At 65.6% G+C, this 16708-nt stretch carries 16 protein-coding genes; 10 read left to right on the top strand and 6 right to left on the bottom strand.

Annotation, left to right across the window (positions count from 1 at the left end):
* Positions 1–33: 33 nt before the first annotated feature.
* Both AC1C2N_RS05850 and AC1C2N_RS05845 read right to left on the bottom strand, forming a co-directional pair.
* The gene (locus AC1C2N_RS05850; RefSeq protein ID WP_495433235.1) at positions 34–399 is read right to left on the bottom strand and encodes a hypothetical protein; all 366 of its coding nucleotides are present in this window, start codon (positions 397–399) and stop codon (positions 34–36) included.
* Between the two features lie 107 nt (positions 400–506).
* Positions 507–2042 carry a DUF7059 domain-containing protein gene (locus AC1C2N_RS05845; RefSeq protein ID WP_495433233.1) on the bottom strand — a complete coding sequence of 512 codons (1536 nt, stop codon included), beginning with the start codon at positions 2040–2042 and terminating at the stop codon, positions 507–509.
* 52 nt (positions 2043–2094) lie between these two features.
* Here AC1C2N_RS05845 and AC1C2N_RS05840 point away from each other — a divergent pair, with 52 nt between their 5' ends.
* Positions 2095–2487 (top strand): YccF domain-containing protein, encoded by a 393-nt coding sequence (locus tag AC1C2N_RS05840; RefSeq protein ID WP_483406514.1) that lies wholly within the window; start codon positions 2095–2097, stop codon positions 2485–2487.
* 411 nt (positions 2488–2898) lie between these two features.
* Positions 2899–5046, top strand: coding sequence for a RecQ family ATP-dependent DNA helicase (locus AC1C2N_RS05835; RefSeq protein WP_495433232.1), 2148 nt, complete (start codon positions 2899–2901; stop codon positions 5044–5046).
* Here AC1C2N_RS05835 and AC1C2N_RS05830 read toward each other — a convergent pair.
* Both AC1C2N_RS05830 and AC1C2N_RS05825 read right to left on the bottom strand, forming a co-directional pair.
* Positions 5024–5566: an 8-oxo-dGTP diphosphatase gene (locus tag AC1C2N_RS05830; RefSeq protein WP_495433230.1), complete on the bottom strand. Its 543-nt coding sequence runs from the start codon at positions 5564–5566 to the stop codon at positions 5024–5026. The genes AC1C2N_RS05835 and AC1C2N_RS05830 overlap by 23 nt on opposite strands.
* Positions 5567–5618: 52 nt before the next feature.
* Positions 5619–5999 carry a TraR/DksA family transcriptional regulator gene (locus AC1C2N_RS05825; RefSeq protein WP_483406517.1) on the bottom strand — a complete coding sequence of 127 codons (381 nt, stop codon included), beginning with the start codon at positions 5997–5999 and terminating at the stop codon, positions 5619–5621.
* A 137-nt stretch (positions 6000–6136) separates the two neighbouring features.
* On the opposite strand from AC1C2N_RS05825, the gene AC1C2N_RS05820 reads away from it, so the two are divergent.
* The 8 genes from AC1C2N_RS05820 to AC1C2N_RS05785 all read left to right on the top strand — a co-directional run bounded on the left by AC1C2N_RS05820 (position 6137) and on the right by AC1C2N_RS05785 (position 14727).
* Positions 6137–6490: a hypothetical protein gene (locus AC1C2N_RS05820; protein WP_483406518.1), complete on the top strand. Its 354-nt coding sequence runs from the start codon at positions 6137–6139 to the stop codon at positions 6488–6490.
* Between the two features lie 122 nt (positions 6491–6612).
* Positions 6613–6903, top strand: coding sequence for a GIY-YIG nuclease family protein (locus AC1C2N_RS05815; protein WP_483406519.1), 291 nt, complete (start codon positions 6613–6615; stop codon positions 6901–6903).
* 73 nt (positions 6904–6976) lie between these two features.
* The gene (locus AC1C2N_RS05810; protein ID WP_495433228.1) at positions 6977–9121 is read left to right on the top strand and encodes a DUF6049 family protein; all 2145 of its coding nucleotides are present in this window, start codon (positions 6977–6979) and stop codon (positions 9119–9121) included.
* A complete protein-coding gene (murJ, locus tag AC1C2N_RS05805; RefSeq protein WP_495433227.1) occupies positions 9114–10742 on the top strand; it encodes a murein biosynthesis integral membrane protein MurJ in 1629 nt (542 codons plus the stop codon). The genes AC1C2N_RS05810 and murJ overlap by 8 nt, the downstream gene beginning before the upstream one ends.
* A 193-nt stretch (positions 10743–10935) precedes the next feature.
* Positions 10936–11910: a thioredoxin-disulfide reductase gene (trxB, locus tag AC1C2N_RS05800; RefSeq protein WP_108392816.1), complete on the top strand. Its 975-nt coding sequence runs from the start codon at positions 10936–10938 to the stop codon at positions 11908–11910.
* Between the two features lie 26 nt (positions 11911–11936).
* Complete coding sequence (trxA, locus tag AC1C2N_RS05795) at positions 11937–12260, top strand: thioredoxin (RefSeq protein ID WP_495433225.1); 324 nt, start codon at positions 11937–11939, stop codon at positions 12258–12260.
* 140 nt (positions 12261–12400) lie between these two features.
* Positions 12401–13723, top strand: a complete 1323-nt coding sequence (locus AC1C2N_RS05790) for an aminotransferase-like domain-containing protein (RefSeq protein WP_495433224.1) — start codon at positions 12401–12403, stop codon at positions 13721–13723.
* A gap of 50 nt (positions 13724–13773) precedes the next feature.
* Complete coding sequence (locus AC1C2N_RS05785) at positions 13774–14727, top strand: D-alanine--D-alanine ligase family protein (protein ID WP_483406523.1); 954 nt, start codon at positions 13774–13776, stop codon at positions 14725–14727.
* A gap of 18 nt (positions 14728–14745) precedes the next feature.
* On the opposite strand, the gene AC1C2N_RS05780 is transcribed toward AC1C2N_RS05785, so the two are convergent.
* Positions 14746–15708, bottom strand: coding sequence for a ParB/RepB/Spo0J family partition protein (locus AC1C2N_RS05780; RefSeq protein ID WP_495433223.1), 963 nt, complete (start codon positions 15706–15708; stop codon positions 14746–14748).
* A complete protein-coding gene (locus AC1C2N_RS05775) occupies positions 15708–16628 on the bottom strand; it encodes a ParA family protein (RefSeq protein ID WP_483406719.1) in 921 nt (306 codons plus the stop codon). The genes AC1C2N_RS05780 and AC1C2N_RS05775 overlap by 1 nt, the downstream gene beginning before the upstream one ends.
* Positions 16629–16708: the final 80 nt, after the last annotated feature.

Genomic DNA, 16708 nt, shown 5'->3' with positions numbered 1-16708 from the left:
GCAGTCGCCGTCGCAGTCGCCGTCGCAGTGCCGTCATCGCGGCGAGCCGGCCATCACCGGCATCCGCTCATCGTCGCGTTCCGCTGAACTCTCCGTGCCGACGCTCGTGACCGACGGCGCTGCCTCGACGCGAGCCGGCGGCAGCACGGGCTCGGGGTTCGCGGATGATCCCTGAGCGGGGCGGATCCATTCGGGCCCTCCTGCCGCGGTGTCCTCGCGGAACAGGAACCGAGCGAAGCGGGCGAGCATCGACGGGCGGACGGCGCCGACTGCCCCGGCGTCACCGCCGGATTCACCCGCACGTTCCTCGGCCACGCGGCGGAACTCCAGTTGCCGCCTGAGCTCCTCCTCGGAATAGCGGAGCAGAAGTTCCGTTCCGTACTCGCCTGAGATCTGCATGGTGTCCTCCTGAGATTGATGACTCCATCGTGTTCTCTAAGGGGGGCGAGCAGTATCGGGCGAATGCCTTATCTCTTGTGCCGGCTGCGGCTACTCAGCGTCATCCACTACTCAGTCTCATCGACGGGGAGAAGGAACCCGTCGTCGATAAGGCCGCGGACGCGTGGCATCAGTTCCGCGAGCAATTCGGCAACATCGACCTCGAGCAACTGCGCGATGGCCGCGGTCACAGCACCAATCGTCAGGTCACCGTCGCTCGCGCCGACGAGCGCGGACAACGCGGTATCCATCCGGATCGTTCGCCCGAAACCGCTGCCCTGTCGCAGCATCATCGCGGTGGGGTCTTCGTCTCCCGGCCAGTAGTGGCGTTCCTCGGTCACGTCCGGCGCGGCACTGACGTGCGACAGGGCCAGCTCCTCGTCGTCGCGGACCTTCTGCCAGTCGTGCGCGGCGAGCACAGACGCGAGGTGCACGCCAAGGCCTGACTCATTGGTGCCGAGCGAACCGTGCAACCGTTCAAGTCGCCGCAGCGATGGGTCGCCCGCCAGTGGCATCCGCAGTGTGATGTATCCGAACCCGACAGCGGTGACCCGGCGCGCATCGAAGTCATCGAGCCAGGCGTTGTACAACCGGTCGAAGTCCGGTGTGCCCGACTTCGTTCCGCCGTCGCGGATCCAGGTCTCGGCGTACTGCGCCGGATCCTGGGTGTCGCGCTCGATGATCCAGGCATCGAGGCCGGTGCCGTCGACCCAGCCACCGACGCGCCTGAAGGCATCCTGCCCGACGCGATACTCCCAGTTGCCGAGGAGCTGAGCAACGCCGCCGGGGGTGAGGTGTGCGGCGGCACCGCGGAGAACGGCCTCGACGAGAGCGTCGCCCTCCATACCGCCGTCGCGGTACTCGTAGGCAGGAACACCGTCGGCCCTCGGGGTGATCACAAACGGGGGATTCGACACGATCTGGTCGAATCGCTCTCCGCGCACGGGTTCGAACAGGCTGCCCAGCCGGAACTCGATGTTGTGGATCGAATTGAGTGCCGCGTTGAGTGCCGCGAGTTCGAGCGCGCGAGCCGAGATATCCGTCGCGACCACGTGGGTGGCGTGGCGGGCGGCGTGCATGGCCTGGATGCCGCAACCGGTACCCAGGTCGAGGACCCGTCCGACGGGGGTCTGCATCATCAGCCCGCTGAGCGTCGTCGATGCTCCGCCAACACCGAGCACGTGTTCTTCGCCGAGCGGACGCCCGAGCACCAGTTCGCCGAGGTCGGATGCGATCCACCAACTGCCCGCGCCGTGGGCGTCAACGAAGCTGTACGGCCTCAGGTCGATCAGCGGCCTGGCCTCGGTGCCCGTGACGCCGACCAGCCCGAGCTCGACAGCACCATCGGCGCCGAGATTCGGCAGAGCGGCGACCAGGTCATCGTGCGTGACGGGCAGTCCGAGCACGAACAGGGTTGCGAGCGTCGCGGATGCCTCCGGCGCTGCATCCCTGCGCCTCGCCGCGAGCGCGCGGAGCGCCGGCACCCTCTCATTGCGGTGGAGCGCGGCATCCGCTTCGGCACCCCACAGCTCTGTGAGTGTCGTCACCGTGAAGCGGGCGGATTCGAGGTCTAACCGGAGGAGTTGCACGAGCGCTGAAGTCACGGTTACCAGTGTGTCACCGACGCTCAGGGTCGGCTGTCAGACTGAGCGCACTATGAAGACACTTCTGAACATCATCTGGGTGGTGCTGTCGGGTTTCTGGCTGTTCCTCGGCTATATGCTCGCCGCGGCAATCATGTGCATTTTCATCGTCACCATCCCCTGGGGGATCGCCGCTGCCCGGATCGGCCTCTACGCACTCTGGCCGTTCGGCAAGGAAGTGGTCGACAAACCAACGGCGGGCGTTGGCTCGACGATCGGCAACGTGGTCTGGGTGCTGCTCGCCGGCTGGTGGATCGCGCTCGAACACATCGTCAGCGGTGTTCTGTTGTGCGTCACCATCATCGGGATCCCGTTCGGCTGGGCCAACTTCAAGATGGTGCCGGTCGCGCTGCTCCCGCTCGGCAAGCAGATCGTCGACTCGTCAGAGCGGATGCCGCGGCGCTGATCGGACCCGGTCCCACGCGCTCGCCCACGCGAGCGCTGCAGACTGCCCCACCCGAGCGAGCGCTGCAGTTGCATGCTCGCGCTGCAGTTGCCTGCTCGCGCTGCAGAAGCTTCTGCAGCCTGGGCATGGATGTGCAGCGCTCGGCGCGCCAGTGCGCGCTGAGCGGACACGGCGTGCCCGGTGTGCGCCGAGCGGATGCCGCGCTGGCCGGCCCGCGACCCAGCGCGGGCGGCGGCGCGAGCCGGAACCCGTCCGCCCACTCGAGCGCTGCAGTTGCATGCTCGCGCTGCAGAAACTTCTGCAGCCTGGACATGGATGTGCAGCGCTCGGCGTGCCAGTGCGCGCAGGCCCGCGCTCTCGCACCCCCCGGGCACGCACAGGGCTGTCAGCCGCACCTGCGAAGCTGGGGTCATGACGAATACCCGTGCCGACGCCCTCGAAATCCTGCGAACGTTGGTCGGTTCACCCGACGCCGACTTCCACGAGGGACAGTACGAGGCCATCACCACCCTCGTCGATGAACGGCGGCGTGCCCTCGTGGTGCAGCGCACCGGGTGGGGCAAGTCGGCTGTGTATTTCGTCGCAACCCTTCTGCTCCGCCGTCAGGGCGCCGGGCCAACCCTCCTCGTGTCCCCGCTGCTCGCCCTCATGCGCGACCAGGTCGAAGCGGCAGCGCGCGCCGGTGTCCGTGCCGTCGCCATCAACTCGGCCAACCCGCACGAGTGGGGCGATGTTCTGCAGAAGCTTGAGCGCGACGAGGTCGACGTGTTGCTCGTCTCGCCCGAGCGCCTCAACAACCCGCGATTCCGCGAAGAGCAGCTGCCGAGCCTCGTCAAGCGCACCGGCCTCCTCGTCGTCGATGAGGCCCACTGCATCTCCGACTGGGGCCACGACTTCCGCCCCGACTACCGTCGCCTGCGCGACCTCATCGCCGAGATGCCGACGGGCGTCCCCGTGCTCGCCACAACCGCGACCGCCAACTCCCGCGTCGTCACCGATGTCGCCGAGCAACTCGAATCAGCCGGCCACACGGAGGTCGTGACGATCCGCGGCCCGCTCGCCAGGGCATCCCTGCGACTCGGCGTGCTCCGCCTGCCCGACGCCGGCACGCGGCTCGCCTGGCTGCTCACCCACCTCGGTGACCTGCCCGGCTCAGGCATCATCTACGCGCTCACCGTGTCTGCAGCCGACGACACCGCCCGGCTCCTCCGTGAGGCTGGCCACGAGGTGCAGGCATACACCGGGCGAACGGATGCCGGCGACCGCGAAGGCCTGGAACAAGCGCTCAAGAACAACCAGGTCAAGGCGCTCGTCGCGACGAGCGCCCTCGGCATGGGGTTCGACAAGCCCGACCTGGGGTTTGTGATCCACCTCGGCGCTCCGTCGTCGCCTGTTGCGTACTACCAGCAGGTCGGTCGCGCCGGGCGCGCCGCAATGATCGACGGCAAACGGGCCAGCGCAGACGTGCTGCTGCTGCCCGGCACCGAAGACGAAGCGATCTGGCAGTATTTCGCCACCTCGTCGATGCCCGACGAGGCGAAGGCCACGGCGGTCATCGACGAGCTCGCGTTCAACGGTGCTCCGCTGTCGACCCCCGCGCTCGAAGCTCGGGTCAACCTCAAGCGCAGCCCGCTCGAGCTTCTACTCAAGGTGCTCGACGTCGATGGCGCCGTGCAGCGGGTCACCGGCGGCTGGGTCGCAACCGGTCAGCCCTGGGTCTACGACGCCGAGCGATACGCCCGCATCGCCGCGGCGCGCGTGGCCGAACAGAACTCGATGATCGAGTACGAGCGCACCACCGGGTGCCGGATGGAGTTCCTCCAGCGTGCCCTCGATGACGATACAGCTGTGCCGTGCGGTCGCTGCGACAACTGTGCAGCGGCAGCGGGGGAGGCCGCCTGGTACCCAACCGATATCCGGGAGGACGCATCAGGGCAGGCCTCGCAGTCCCTCAACCGCGTCGGGGTCGTCATCGAACCGCGGGCCCAGTGGCCAACGGGCGCGGATCAGCTCGGCGTGCCTGTGAAGGGCAAGATCGCGCCGGCGGACCGGGTAGAGCCAGGCCGCGCCCTCGCGCGGCTTACCGACCTGGGTTGGGGCGGCACCCTCCGCGACCTCTTTGCCGCTGGCGGCACCGATGCACCGGCGAGCCGTGCCATGGTCGACGCCTGCATTCGGGTGCTGAGCCAGTGGGACTGGGACGAACGCCCGGCGGCGGTCATCAGCATGCCGTCCCGCCGACGCCCTCTCCTGGTGGACTCGGTGGCGCGCGCCCTCTCCGATGTCGGCCGGCTGCCGTACCTCGGCGCGCTCGAGCTGGCAAACGGGGGACCATCGGGCGAACCCGGGGGCAACAGCGCCTACCGGTTGTCGAGCGTGTGGGACCGTTTCAGCGTCGGGCCGGAACTGGTAACCGCTCTGAACGGTTACGCTGGTCGCCCTGTGCTGCTGGTTGACGACCTCACCGACAGCCGGTGGACGATCACCGTCGCTGGCCGCGTGCTGCGGCAGGCGGGAGCATCCGCCGTTCTTCCGTTTACGCTCGCGATCCAGGCGTAGCGGCACCCGCCGGGAGCGGACCGTCCGACTCGATCACCGTCGACAGATCGGCGCCGAACACGAACCTCCGCTCGATGACGTCGCCAGAATCAGGTGAGGCGAGCACTCCCGGCAGCCAGTACCTGGCGTCATCCCACATCCGATCGAACGGGATCGCGTCGACCGGATGCCAACCGAGAAGCAGCTCGTCGGACTCGACAATGTCGCCCTGCCACGATCGCGTGGCGAAGACCCACGAGATCTGGCTCCACGCCTCACGCGTCGGAAACTCGTACCTGATGCGACCGAGCAACACGAGATCGTCTTCGAGAACCCGAAGTCCCGACTCCTCGAAGACCTCGCGGACCGCCGCCTGCGCGGGCGTCTCGCCCGGCTCGAGCTTGCCGCCGGGGCCAACGAGCTTGCCAAGGCCAAGGCCCTTCTTCTTTTCACCGAGCAGGACCCGGTAACCGTCTTCGTCGGTTTCATCGAGGATGTAACAGACGCAGACTTCGGGCAAGTCAGCGGGGTTCTCGGTCATACGGCGAGGTTACGTGCCGGGTGCATCGACGGCCAACTCAGGGCAGGTAACCCTATCGACCGGTTTCAGCGAGCCGCGCGCACTCGATGCACAGCTCAGCGACCGGGCGGGCATCGAGTCTGGCCCGACCGATCGGCTTGCCGCAGCGGGTGCAAATTCCGTAGCTGCGGTCATCGACTCGGGCGAGCGCACGATCGAGGTCCTTGAGCTGGCGCACCGCGTCGTCCTGCAGCCCGGTCAGGCGCGACCACTCGGCGGTAAGAGTTGGCCCCTCAGGGTCGTGTTCGTCGTCCTGTTCGCCGTCACGCGCGTCGCGTACTTCGGTGAGGGATGCCGCCACGTGCTCCTGCTGGGCGAGGAGTTCTGCGCGTTCAGCCTCGAGGGTCTCGCGGAAGTGCCGCAGTGTGCTGCTCGCGAGCGGTTTCTGGTCCATGCCCCATCGTCGCACGGCCGTGGTGGATTCCACCGGGACCGGCACGCGGCATCCATTATTTGGCACCTGAGAATCCTCGCGTACCCTTTAAACCGGGCTCACAAAACACCCAACGTCGAACAAGCGAAGGAGGCGCGATGACCATGGCCAGGATGGACCTCGACGAGTTGCGCCGCTATGCCCGGTATGAACTCGACGTTCTCATCGAGCACCGCTGCCGTGCCGGTGAAGACCCATACGACTTTATCCACGACCTTCCAACGGTCGACGAACTCGTTGTCTTCGAGCTGCGGGCCGACGCACTGGACGCGAGCGGGATGACCGCGCAATATGCGATGGCGAAGCACGCTGCACGAAGCGATCTGGCGGATGCCGCTGTCCACCGCAAGAATATAGCTCAACTGGAATATGAACTATTGCGAAGCATCGCGCTCGAGCATCCCGACCTCACGCGCACCGTTTGGACCCTGCTGGACTCCGTCAGCGAGTAATCGTCCGACCGGCCGTGTCGCCCATCGTCGTCTGGTCCTCCACAGGCAGGGAGAGACCTGTGGCACCCGACAGCACCCGGTAATCCGGTCTGCTCGCTCCTCGTCGGCCGCACTCTTGGTCGATGCCGTACGTGTACATCCTTCGTCGCGCCGACGGTGCCTTCCTCACCGGGAGCACCTGGAACCTCTCGCACCGCTTGTGGCAGCACGGCATCGGAGCGGATGACGACGGTGCAGCGACATCGCTGGCACTCGTTTATGTCGAGTGGCACGAACGGATCGATGAGGCCTACTACCGTGAGCGGCAGATTCACGGCTGGAAGCACTGGCAAAAGTACGCGCTGATCGAGGCGGACGGCGACGGCGAGCGACCCGCGCATTTGGGGCAGGGTCCGCCGTCTCCCGCGCGCTGAAAGCATCCCCCCAGCGTCCACCTCTAGAATCGATCGATGCTGGAACGTGGATCCTCCGCGCCGGCGAACGCCTATGACACAGAAACGACCGCCGTTGACCATGCGTGTGCTTCTTGCCACCGTGGTCGGTTTGTTGTCCCTCGGCGGCGCAACCTCACCCGCCATCGCCAGTGAACCGGCAGCCGCCACCACGGCGCTCAGCGCTCCAGCTGCCGCTCCGAGTGTTGAGGATGTCTCCGTATCGATCCGCCAGTCCGCCAGCTTCCTCGGCGCCGGCGGAACGATGGCTGTCACCGTGACCGTTGAGAACACCACGGCAGTCTCCGTCGCCGACGGCACTCTGGTCCTTCAGTCCAACACGGGCGCCATCGACTCCCGCGCCGAGCTCACCGAGTGGCTGGACCTGTCCACAGCCTCCGGCACCGAACACACGGTCGCCCAGGTCCCGGTACCGGCCCTTGGACCTGGCGCCAGCCACACCCTCACCCCCATCCAGGTCACCGCCGAGTCGCTCGCGCTGGCCACCGGGGGCGTGTACCCCATCGATGCCGTCTACACGAGCGCGGAGACTGTCGTAGAGGCGCGGGACACGGTTGTCTACAGCCCAGATCCTGCGGCGTCGCCGCTCGGCGTCGCCGTCGTGATGCCCATTACAGCTCCGCCGGGAACGACCGGCCTGCTGACGGCCGATGCCCTTGCTTTCTATACCTCCCCCAATGGCGTACTCACGAAACAGCTCGACGGGGTCATCGACCGCCCTGTGGCGCTCGGAATCGACCCGATGATCATCGCGTCGATCCGCGCACTCGGTGACGCAGCGCCGGCATCGGCGGTCGCCTGGCTCGACACCCTCTCACGCGCCACAAACGAAACCTTCCCGCTCCAGTTTGCGGATGCGGACCCCGCCGTGCAGGCACAGGCCGGTATCCCGAACCTCCTGAGTCCGACGTCACTGCTGTTCGGCCTCGATCCCGACAACTTCGCCGCCCCGTCGGCCGACGTTCCAGACAGCGAGCCGGTCCCCGGCGAGACGGAAGCACCGCCGGCAGATCCGGGTCCCGATGAGACACCGCTCCCGACCCTCGCCGAACTCACCGAGTGGCCGTACACAACAACCGGTGTCGTCTGGCCCGCCGACGACACAGTGGTGTCCACCGACCTGCCCATTTTCGCGGCATCCGGCGCAACGTCGACGATCGTCTCCTCCGGCAATGTCGCAACGACTGCCTCATACACGCCTGGAGCGGCGTCGAGGGTCGGTGACGCTGCGCTCATCGTGTCGGATGCCGCGGCGTCAGAGGCGCTCCAGGACGCGGTCACGGCAATCAGCACCGACGACCAGCAGGACGCCCTCGCGGACCTCGCCGCCCAGCTCATGGTCGTCGGCGCCGAGCGCTCTGCACCGGAGCGGACGCTGGTGCTCGCCCTTGACCGCGGGTGGCCGCCGTCGTCAGCCCGGTTGAGTGAGGCGCTGTCGGCGCTGGCTACCCTGCCGCTGGTGTCGAGTACGTCACTCAGCACCGCGGCTTCCGCCAAGCCGGAAACGGTGACGATCGTTGACGAACCGGAGGACTCCGGGCGAACAGCTACCGTGGCGCGATTCAGCGCCCGTGAGGCGGAGATAGCGTCCTTCGCCACCGTCCTCGACGACCCCACCATCCTCACGGGCGCGGAGCGAGCCGAAATTCTGGCCCTGCTCGCCGTCTCGTGGCGTGACAACGCCGCTGACTGGGACGCTGCCGTCCAGGAACACGACGACCAGACCACCGCCATCCTCGACTCAGTGTCGATCACGGCCACCACCCAGATCAACATGGTGAGCAACCAGACCTCGCTGCCGTTTTCCGTGCGCAATGACTTCGACCAGCCCGTTACCGTCGTGCTCCAGGCGTCCACCTCGAGCCTCAAGCTCAGTGTCGACGCGGCGGTGACCCAGACCATTCCAGCGAACTCCCGCGAAACGGTTCTCGTACCCGTTCAGGCGCGGCTCGGCAACGGAGATGTCCTGGTTCGGGTGCAGCTCTACTCGCCGCAGAACGCCGTCATCGGTGGCAGCGTCCAGGTCCCGGTCAGCGTCCGCGCTGACTGGGAAGGAATCGGGGCCGCCGTGATCGGCGGCCTCATCCTCGCGCTGTTCCTCGGCGGACTCATCCGCACGATCCGTAAACGCCGCCCCGCAAAGGCCCAGAACATGTCCACTGAAAGCGGCAATGACTAAATCAACAGACGAAGGCAGCATCGGCCGGGCAAGCTTGTTCCTGGCATCCGGGACCCTCGTGTCCCGTTTGCTCGGTTTCGTGAAGGCGATGCTCCTGGCATCCACCATCGGCCTCGTCGGCTCACGCAGCGCCGACGCGTTCGGCGTCGCCAACCAGTTGCCAAACACCCTCTACGTCATCATCGCCGGCGGTGTTCTGAGCGCGGTGCTCGTTCCGTCGATCGTGCGCTCCATCGTGCACGCCGACGGCGGCAAGGCGTACATGAACAAGCTGCTGACGATCACCTTCGTCGTGCTGCTCGGCGCGACGGTTGCGGCCGTCCTGCTCGCGCCAGCACTCGTGAGCATCTACTCGGTGAGGCTGGACGAGGAGACGCGCGCTCTCGCGATCGCGTTCGCCTACTGGTGCCTGCCGCAGATCTTCTTCTACGGCCTGTACTCGGTGCTCGGCGAGATCCTCAACGCGCACAAGGTATTCGGCCCGTTCACCTGGTCACCCGTGATCAACAACATCGTGGCGATGGCTGGCCTCGTCGTCTTCATAATCGCCTTCGGGGCGGACCCCAACGGTGACCGACTCGTCACCGACTGGACACCGAGCATGATCGCTGTCCTCGCCGGCACAGCGACCATCGGTGTCGCAGCGCAGGCGATCGTCCTGTTCTTCTTCTGGAAGAGAATCGGACTCAGCTACCGACCCGACTTCGCCTGGCGGGGAGTGGGGCTCGGCGCGACCGGCAAGCTCGCCGGCTGGTCATTCGCGATGCTGGGACTCACCACCCTCGGCGGCCTCATCCAGACCAACGTCGCCCTCATCGCCTCCGGATACGGGGCAGGACCGGCGACGCTGCAGAACGCCTGGCTGATCTTCATGCTGCCCCACTCGGTGATCACCCTGTCGGTCGCCACCGCCTACTTCACCCGTCTGGCCGAGCACGTGCGTGAGAACCGGATCGAGAATCTGAAAACGGATGTCTCGGCTGCGGTTCGCCAGATCACCCTGCTGATCGTGCTGGCGACGGCCGTTCTCCTCGTCGTGGCGTTCCCCTTCGCAAGCCTGTTCACCGACCAGTTCGCCGACACCGCCGCGATGGGCTTCGTGCTGATGGGCTACCTCGTCAGCCTTGTCCCGTTCGCCGTGCTCTTCGTCTTCCAGCGGACCTTCTACGCCCTCGGCGACACCCGCACACCCTTCTTCTTCACGCTGGTTCAGACGGCCGTGTACATCGCTCTCGCGCTGGCCTGCGCGCAGCTGCCGCGCGAGTTCATCGGTATCGGCCTTGCCGTCTCGATGTCGATATCGATCGTCGTGCAGATGATCACCGCCGGCATTCTGCTCGCGAAGCGGATTCACGGACTCGACATGGCCCGCATCATCCGCAGCCTCACCGTCTACACGGTCGCCGCCATCCCGTCCGTGCTCGCTGGAGTCGTCCTGATCTTCGTGCTTGGCGGGTACACCAGCGGCTGGGCGCTTGCCTCGCCCCTCAACGCGGTGCTCACCATGGCACTCATCGGTGTCGTCATGCTGGCCCTCTACGTCGGCGCACTCGCGCTGATGCGTTCCGAGGAACTCCGGGAAGCCATCGCGCCGGTCAAGCGCCGCCTGCGTCGCCGCTAGGCTTCACGCCGAGAACACCACTTCCGGTCGAGAACACCCGTTCCGCCTGATGTTCTCGACCGCAACTGATGCGCTCGGTACCGGGCGCTGAACCCCGCGCTCACAGTCCTCTCACAGCCTCCACAGGGCCTCTGGAATAGTGCCCAACTAAGATGTGTTGGACTGGTCGAGCGAACTTTTGAGGAGCAATACCGTGCGCAATGTCATCATCATCGGGTCAGGGCCTGCCGGCTACACAGCGGCAATTTACGCGGCCCGCGCGAACCTGAACCCACTGCTTCTCGCGTCGAGCGTTGAGGCCGGCGGTGAGCTGATGAACACGACCGAGGTCGAGAACTACCCGGGTTTCCCCGAGGGAATTCAGGGCCCTGAGCTCATGAGCAAGTTCCAGGAGCAGGCAGAACGCTTCGGCACCGAGATCATCCTCGACGACGTCACCGAGGTCTCCCTCGGTGGAGAAGTCAAAACCATCAAGACCGGTTACTCCGGGGACTTCGAGGCGTCGAGCGTCATCGTCGCAACAGGAAGCGCCTACCGCAAGCTCGGCCTCGCCGATGAAGAGCGACTGTCTGGTCGCGGCATCTCGTGGTGCGCCACCTGCGACGGTTTCTTCTTCAAGGAGAAGACGATCGCCGTTGTCGGCGGCGGCGACTCAGCGATGGAAGAGGCCACGTTCCTCACCCGCTTCGCCTCGAAGGTCTACGTCATCCACCGCAAGGACACCCTCCGCGCGTCGAAGATCATGCAGGACCGCGCCTTCGCCAACGACAAGATCGAGTTCGTCTGGAACTCCGAAGTCGTGGGCATCTCCGGTGAGAACGCCGTCAACGGCGTGACTCTCCGCAACACTGTCGATGGCACCGAGAGCCATCTCGAGCTCGGCGGCCTGTTCATCGCGATCGGCAACGACCCGCGCACCCACCTGTTCCACGGCCAGCTCGAACTCACCAGCGACGGCACCATCGCCGTCGACGGCCGCTCGTCCAGGACCAACCTCCCCGGCGTCTTCGCGGCCGGCGATGTCATCGACCCGAACTACCGGCAGGCCATCACCGCGGCCGCATCCGGAACCGTTGCCGCGCTTGACGCCGAGCACTACCTCGCGAGTCTCGAGCAGGAAGCGCACCACAACCCCGAGATCGCATCCGCCGTCGCGGCATCGGTTTAATTTCTACCTACCCACAAGGAGCAACAATGTCAGCACGTGCAGTATCTGAAGCCACTTTCGACGCCGAAGTTCTGAAGAGCGACAAGCCGATCCTCGTCGACTTCTGGGCTGAGTGGTGCGGCCCCTGCCGCATGGTTTCCCCGATTCTCGACCAGATCGCGACCGAGCACAGCGACAAGATCGACATCGTCAAGGTCAACGTCGACGAGAACCCGCAGCTCGCCATGCAGTACCAGATCACGTCCATCCCCGCGATGAAGGTATTCAAGGGTGGCGAGGTCGCGCAGACCATCATCGGCGCCAAGCCGAAGGCAGCTCTCGAGAACGACCTGGCCGCCTTCCTGGCCTAGCCAGTCCGGCTCCACAATCGACCCGTCCGGCTCATGCCGGGCGGGTCGATGTCGTTAACACCTGGTGCAAGCCACCCGTGGTCAATTGGCATCCCCACGGGACGGCTAACATCGATGAAAGACCAGGAACGGAAAAGACAGTGTCAGAACTCGGCTCTCGCCACTCATCCGGAAACAACCTCGACCCGTGGTACGGCTCATACGCCGCCCGTACGGCCGGGTTGGCCGCCAGTGAGGTCCGCGCCCTGTTCGCCGTTGCAAGTCGCCCCGAGGTCGTCTCCCTGGCCGGTGGGATGCCGTTCGTCTCCGCTCTGCCCGAGGACCTGGTGACGGATGCCATGAACCGCGTCATGCGGGAACAGGGCCCAACAGCACTCCAGTACGGTTCAGGGCAGGGCGTCGAGAAGCTGCGTGAGCAGACACTCGAGGTGATGGCGCTCGAGGGGATCCAGGGAAGCGCTTCCGACGTCGTGATCACGACGGGCAGCCAGCACGCCCTCGAGCTGTTCAGCAAACTCTTCATTGACCCGGGTGACGTCGTCATCGCCGAGGGGCCGAGCTACGTCACCGCGATGGTGATCTTCAAGAGCTACCAGGCCGAGGTCGACCACGTCCCGATGGATCAGGACGGCCTGATTCCCGAGGCGCTCCGCGAGCACATCGCGAGCCTTAAGGCTGCGGGAAAGACAATCAAGTTCCTCTACACGATCCCGACGTTCCACAACCCCGCCGGTGTCACACTCTCCGAGGCCCGACGCACCGAAATCCTCGAGATCGCGCGTGAGAACGACATTCTCGTACTCGAAGACAACCCGTACGGGTTGCTTTACTTCGACCAGAAGCCGCCGGCGGCCCTCCGTTCACTCGAATCGGATGGCGTCGTCTACCTCGGCACGTTCTCGAAGACGCTCGCCCCGGGCTTCCGGGTGGGGTGGGCGCTCGCGCCGCACGCCATCCGCGAGAAGCTCATCCTCGCCAACGAGGCCGCGATCCTGTGCCCGTCGTCGTTCAGTCAGCTAGTGATCTCCCAGTATCTTGATCAGGCCGACTGGAAGGGCCAGATCAACACCTTCCGTGGTGTCTATCAGGAGCGGAAGGAGACGATGCTCTCCGCCCTCGGGGAGTACCTGCCCGAGCTCACCTGGACGAACCCCACAGGTGGGTTCTACGTCTGGCTGACCCTGCCTGAGCAGCTCGATTCGAAGGCGATGCTGCCGAGGGCCGTGAAGGAACTCGTGGCGTACACACCGGGAACGGCCTTCTACGCCGATGGTGACGGGCGCCAGAACATCCGGCTCTCGTTCTGTTACCCGACGCCGGAGAGCATTCGAGTCGGGATCAGGCGCCTCGCAACGGTCATCAACGGCGAAATCGATCTGCTCGACACCTTCGCCGGCACCGGTCGGCTGACCGGAGGGAAGTCGCGAGGCACATTCGCGGCCCCACCGCCCAACATGTCCTGAGCACCCGCTGCGATGACCCGCTCACCCAGACCCAAAGAAAAGGCCTGATCATGACTGATTTCAAGAAGCTCAACATCGTCGTGCTCTCGGGTGGGATCTCGCACGAGCGAGACGTGTCCCTTCGGTCAGGGCGGCGCGTCGCCGAGGAACTGCAGGCTGCAGGGCACACGGTGACGGTTCGCGATCCGGATGCCTCCCTGCTGCCGGCGCTCACGGAACAGGCGCCGGACGTCGTCTGGCCTGCCCTCCACGGCGCCAGCGGCGAGGATGGAGCGCTTCAGGCGCTGCTCCGTGCCCGCGGCATCCGTTACGTCGGTTCGCACGCTGAGGGGGCCGGCCTCGCCTGGTTCAAGCCAACGGCCAAGGTCCTTGTTTCACGTGCCGGCATAGCCACCCCGGAGTGGCTGACGCTGCCGACGGAGACGTTCCGCGAGCTGGGCGCCAACGGCGTACTCGCGGAGATCGTGCACGGTATCGGTCCCGCAGCCGTCGTGAAGCCCGCTCAGGGCGGTTCGGCCCAGGGTGTGACGATCGTGACGGATGCCGGTGACCTGCCACGAGCGATGGTCGACGCCTACACCTACTCCGACGTTGCCCTGATCGAGAAGAAGATCGAGGGTACCGAACTCGCGATCGCCGTGATCGATTCGGGTCACGGCCCTGTCGCGCTTCCCGCCGTCGAGATTCAGCCGCGCTCCGGCGTTTACAGCTTCGAGGCGCGCTACAACGCGGGGGAGACGACGTTCTACGCCCCGGCACGCGTGTCGGATGACGTCGCCAGGCGCGCAGGCGAGACGGCCGTTGCGGTGCACGAGTTGCTCGGCCTTCGCCACATCTCGCGCATCGACCTCATCGTCGACGAGAGCGGGGTTGTGTGGTTCCTTGAAGCCAACATGCTGCCGGGTCTCACCGAGACCTCACTGGTGCCCCAGGCCATCGAGGCGGCCGGCCTGACACTCGCGTCGACCTACAGCGCCCTGGCCATGGCGGCTGCCGGGGAGTAGCCCCCGGCAGCGCCCACGTCACGCTCCGTAGCTGGGCTCGCCGATCTCTGCGAGGATGCGGTTGAGGTCTCCAATCGTCGCGAATTCGATCGTGACCTGGCCTTTTCTCGCCCCGAGGTTCACTTTGACCCGGGTATTCAACCGGTCGCCCAGTCGATCCGCGACCTCTTCGAGGTGGGCGTGGCGAGTTCCGCCAACCGCTTTCGGCTTTTTGGGAGCCTGCCCCTGAATCTGCGCCGCAGCAGCCTCCGCCGCGCGCACCGACAGATCCTCGTTGATGATCTTCTCCGCCAGCCGCAGCATCAGCTCCGGCTCGACCAGCGAGAGGATCGCGCGGGCGTGACCCGCACTCAGAACTCCTGCAGCGACGCGGGACTGGACCGATTCTGGGAGCTTGAGCAAGCGGATCGTATTCGTGATTTGTGGCCGTGACCGGCCAATTCGCGTTGCGAGCTCGTCCTGGGTGATGCCGAAGTCCGCCAGCAGCTGTTGGTAGGCGGATGCCTCTTCCAGCGGGTTGAGGTTGGATCGGTGGAGGTTCTCCAGCAACGCATCGCGCAGCATGTCCTCGTTGGCGGTGTCCTTGACCACAGCAGGAATGGTGGCGAGGCCGACTTCCTTTGTGGCCCTGAGGCGACGCTCGCCCATGATGAGTTCGAACTTGCCACGCTTCGACTGGTGCGGCCGCACCACGATCGGCTGGAGGACACCCACCTCGCGGATGCTGTGCACCAGTTCGGCGAGATCGTCTGCATCAAAATTGATGCGCGGCTGTGCGGCGTTGGGGATGATGTCCGCCGGGTCCAGATTAACTAGTCGGGCACCGGGCACCGCAACGAGATCCGGGTCTTCTGTGGTCCGTGCCGGGTTGGTCTGCGGGAAAAAGACGTCGACCGGGCGACCGTTGTCGGTCATCTCCTGTGTCGTCGTGGGAATGAGAGATCCGATCCCGCGGCCGAGGCCAGTTCTTTTCACGGCCATTAGCGTGGTGCTCCTTCAGTAAGCAGTTCGTTTGTGTTCTCGTCCGCGGTCTCACGGGCCGCGCGCTCACGCTCGGCCTCCCGCGTCGCAATTTCGGTGGCCGCCTCGAGGTATGAGATCGCGCCGACGCCGCTGGGATCGTGGCTGATCACGCTCTGGCCGAAGCTGGGCGCCTCAGAGATGCGGACCGCCCGCGGAATGATGGTCTTGAGTACCTCAGCGGGGAAGTGGGCGCGCACATCGTCAGCGACCTGATGTGCCAGGTTCGTTCGGGTGTCGAACATCGTCAGCAGGATGGTGCTGACCGTGAGTGGGGGATTCAGGTGCTTTTGAATCATCCGGATGCTGTTCAGCAGCTGACTGAGACCCTCCAGGGCGTAGTACTCGGCCTGAATAGGGATGAGCACCTCGCGTGCAGCGACGAAGGCGTTGATGGTCAGCAGGCCCAGCGAGGGTGGGCAGTCAATGAAGACGTAGTGATAAGTCTCCTCGGACTCGCGCACGAACTGCTCGAGCGCCGTGCGGAGCCTGTGCTCGCGGGCCACCTGCGACACCAGCTCAATCTCCGCGCCGGCGAGGTGGATCGTCGACGGTGCACAGAAAAGTGTGTCGAACTCCGGACTCTGCTGCACGACGTCCGCCAGGGGAAAGTCGTCGATGAGCACGTCGTAGATACTCGGGATATCAGCATGGTGGTCAACGCCGAGGGCGGTCGACGCGTTGCCCTGCGGGTCGAGGTCGATGACCAGAACCCGAGCTCCGAGCTTTGCCAGGGATGCCGCGATGTTCACGGTCGTCGTGGTTTTACCCACGCCGCCTTTTTGGTTTGAAACCGTGAAGATCCGCGTCTTTTCGGGCTTTGGGACGGTTATTTCTGCCAGATTCCTGCGTCGGTGAGTGAGATCGAGGATCTCTCTCATGAGCGGCGATGAGTCATCTGCGGTGGGCGATTGCGTCACCGACTCTCCTTCTGTGTGGGGATGTTTCACGTGAAACGTGC

The sequence above is a fragment of the Mycetocola sp. Y791 genome (assembly GCF_059445325.1).
This window is presented reverse-complemented; position numbering and strand designations above follow the sequence as displayed.

Excerpts from the sequence above, each read along its gene's own strand:
- AC1C2N_RS05850 (WP_495433235.1), bottom strand. The coding sequence starts at position 399 with ATGCAGATCTCAGGCGAGTACGGAACGGAACTTCTGCTCCGCTATTCC.
- AC1C2N_RS05840 (WP_483406514.1), top strand. The coding sequence starts at position 2,095 with ATGAAGACACTTCTGAACATCATCTGGGTGGTGCTGTCGGGTTTCTGG.
- AC1C2N_RS05835 (WP_495433232.1), top strand. The coding sequence starts at position 2,899 with ATGACGAATACCCGTGCCGACGCCCTCGAAATCCTGCGAACGTTGGTC.
- AC1C2N_RS05830 (WP_495433230.1), bottom strand. The coding sequence starts at position 5,566 with ATGACCGAGAACCCCGCTGACTTGCCCGAAGTCTGCGTCTGTTACATC.
- AC1C2N_RS05825 (WP_483406517.1), bottom strand. The coding sequence starts at position 5,999 with ATGGACCAGAAACCGCTCGCGAGCAGCACACTGCGGCACTTCCGCGAG.
- AC1C2N_RS05820 (WP_483406518.1), top strand. The coding sequence starts at position 6,137 with ATGACCATGGCCAGGATGGACCTCGACGAGTTGCGCCGCTATGCCCGG.
- AC1C2N_RS05815 (WP_483406519.1), top strand. The coding sequence starts at position 6,613 with ATGCCGTACGTGTACATCCTTCGTCGCGCCGACGGTGCCTTCCTCACC.
- AC1C2N_RS05810 (WP_495433228.1), top strand. The coding sequence starts at position 6,977 with ATGACACAGAAACGACCGCCGTTGACCATGCGTGTGCTTCTTGCCACC.
- murJ (WP_495433227.1), top strand. The coding sequence starts at position 9,114 with ATGACTAAATCAACAGACGAAGGCAGCATCGGCCGGGCAAGCTTGTTC.
- trxA (WP_495433225.1), top strand. The coding sequence starts at position 11,937 with ATGTCAGCACGTGCAGTATCTGAAGCCACTTTCGACGCCGAAGTTCTG.
- AC1C2N_RS05785 (WP_483406523.1), top strand. The coding sequence starts at position 13,774 with ATGACTGATTTCAAGAAGCTCAACATCGTCGTGCTCTCGGGTGGGATC.
- AC1C2N_RS05780 (WP_495433223.1), bottom strand. The coding sequence starts at position 15,708 with ATGGCCGTGAAAAGAACTGGCCTCGGCCGCGGGATCGGATCTCTCATT.
- AC1C2N_RS05775 (WP_483406719.1), bottom strand. The coding sequence starts at position 16,628 with ATGAGAGAGATCCTCGATCTCACTCACCGACGCAGGAATCTGGCAGAA.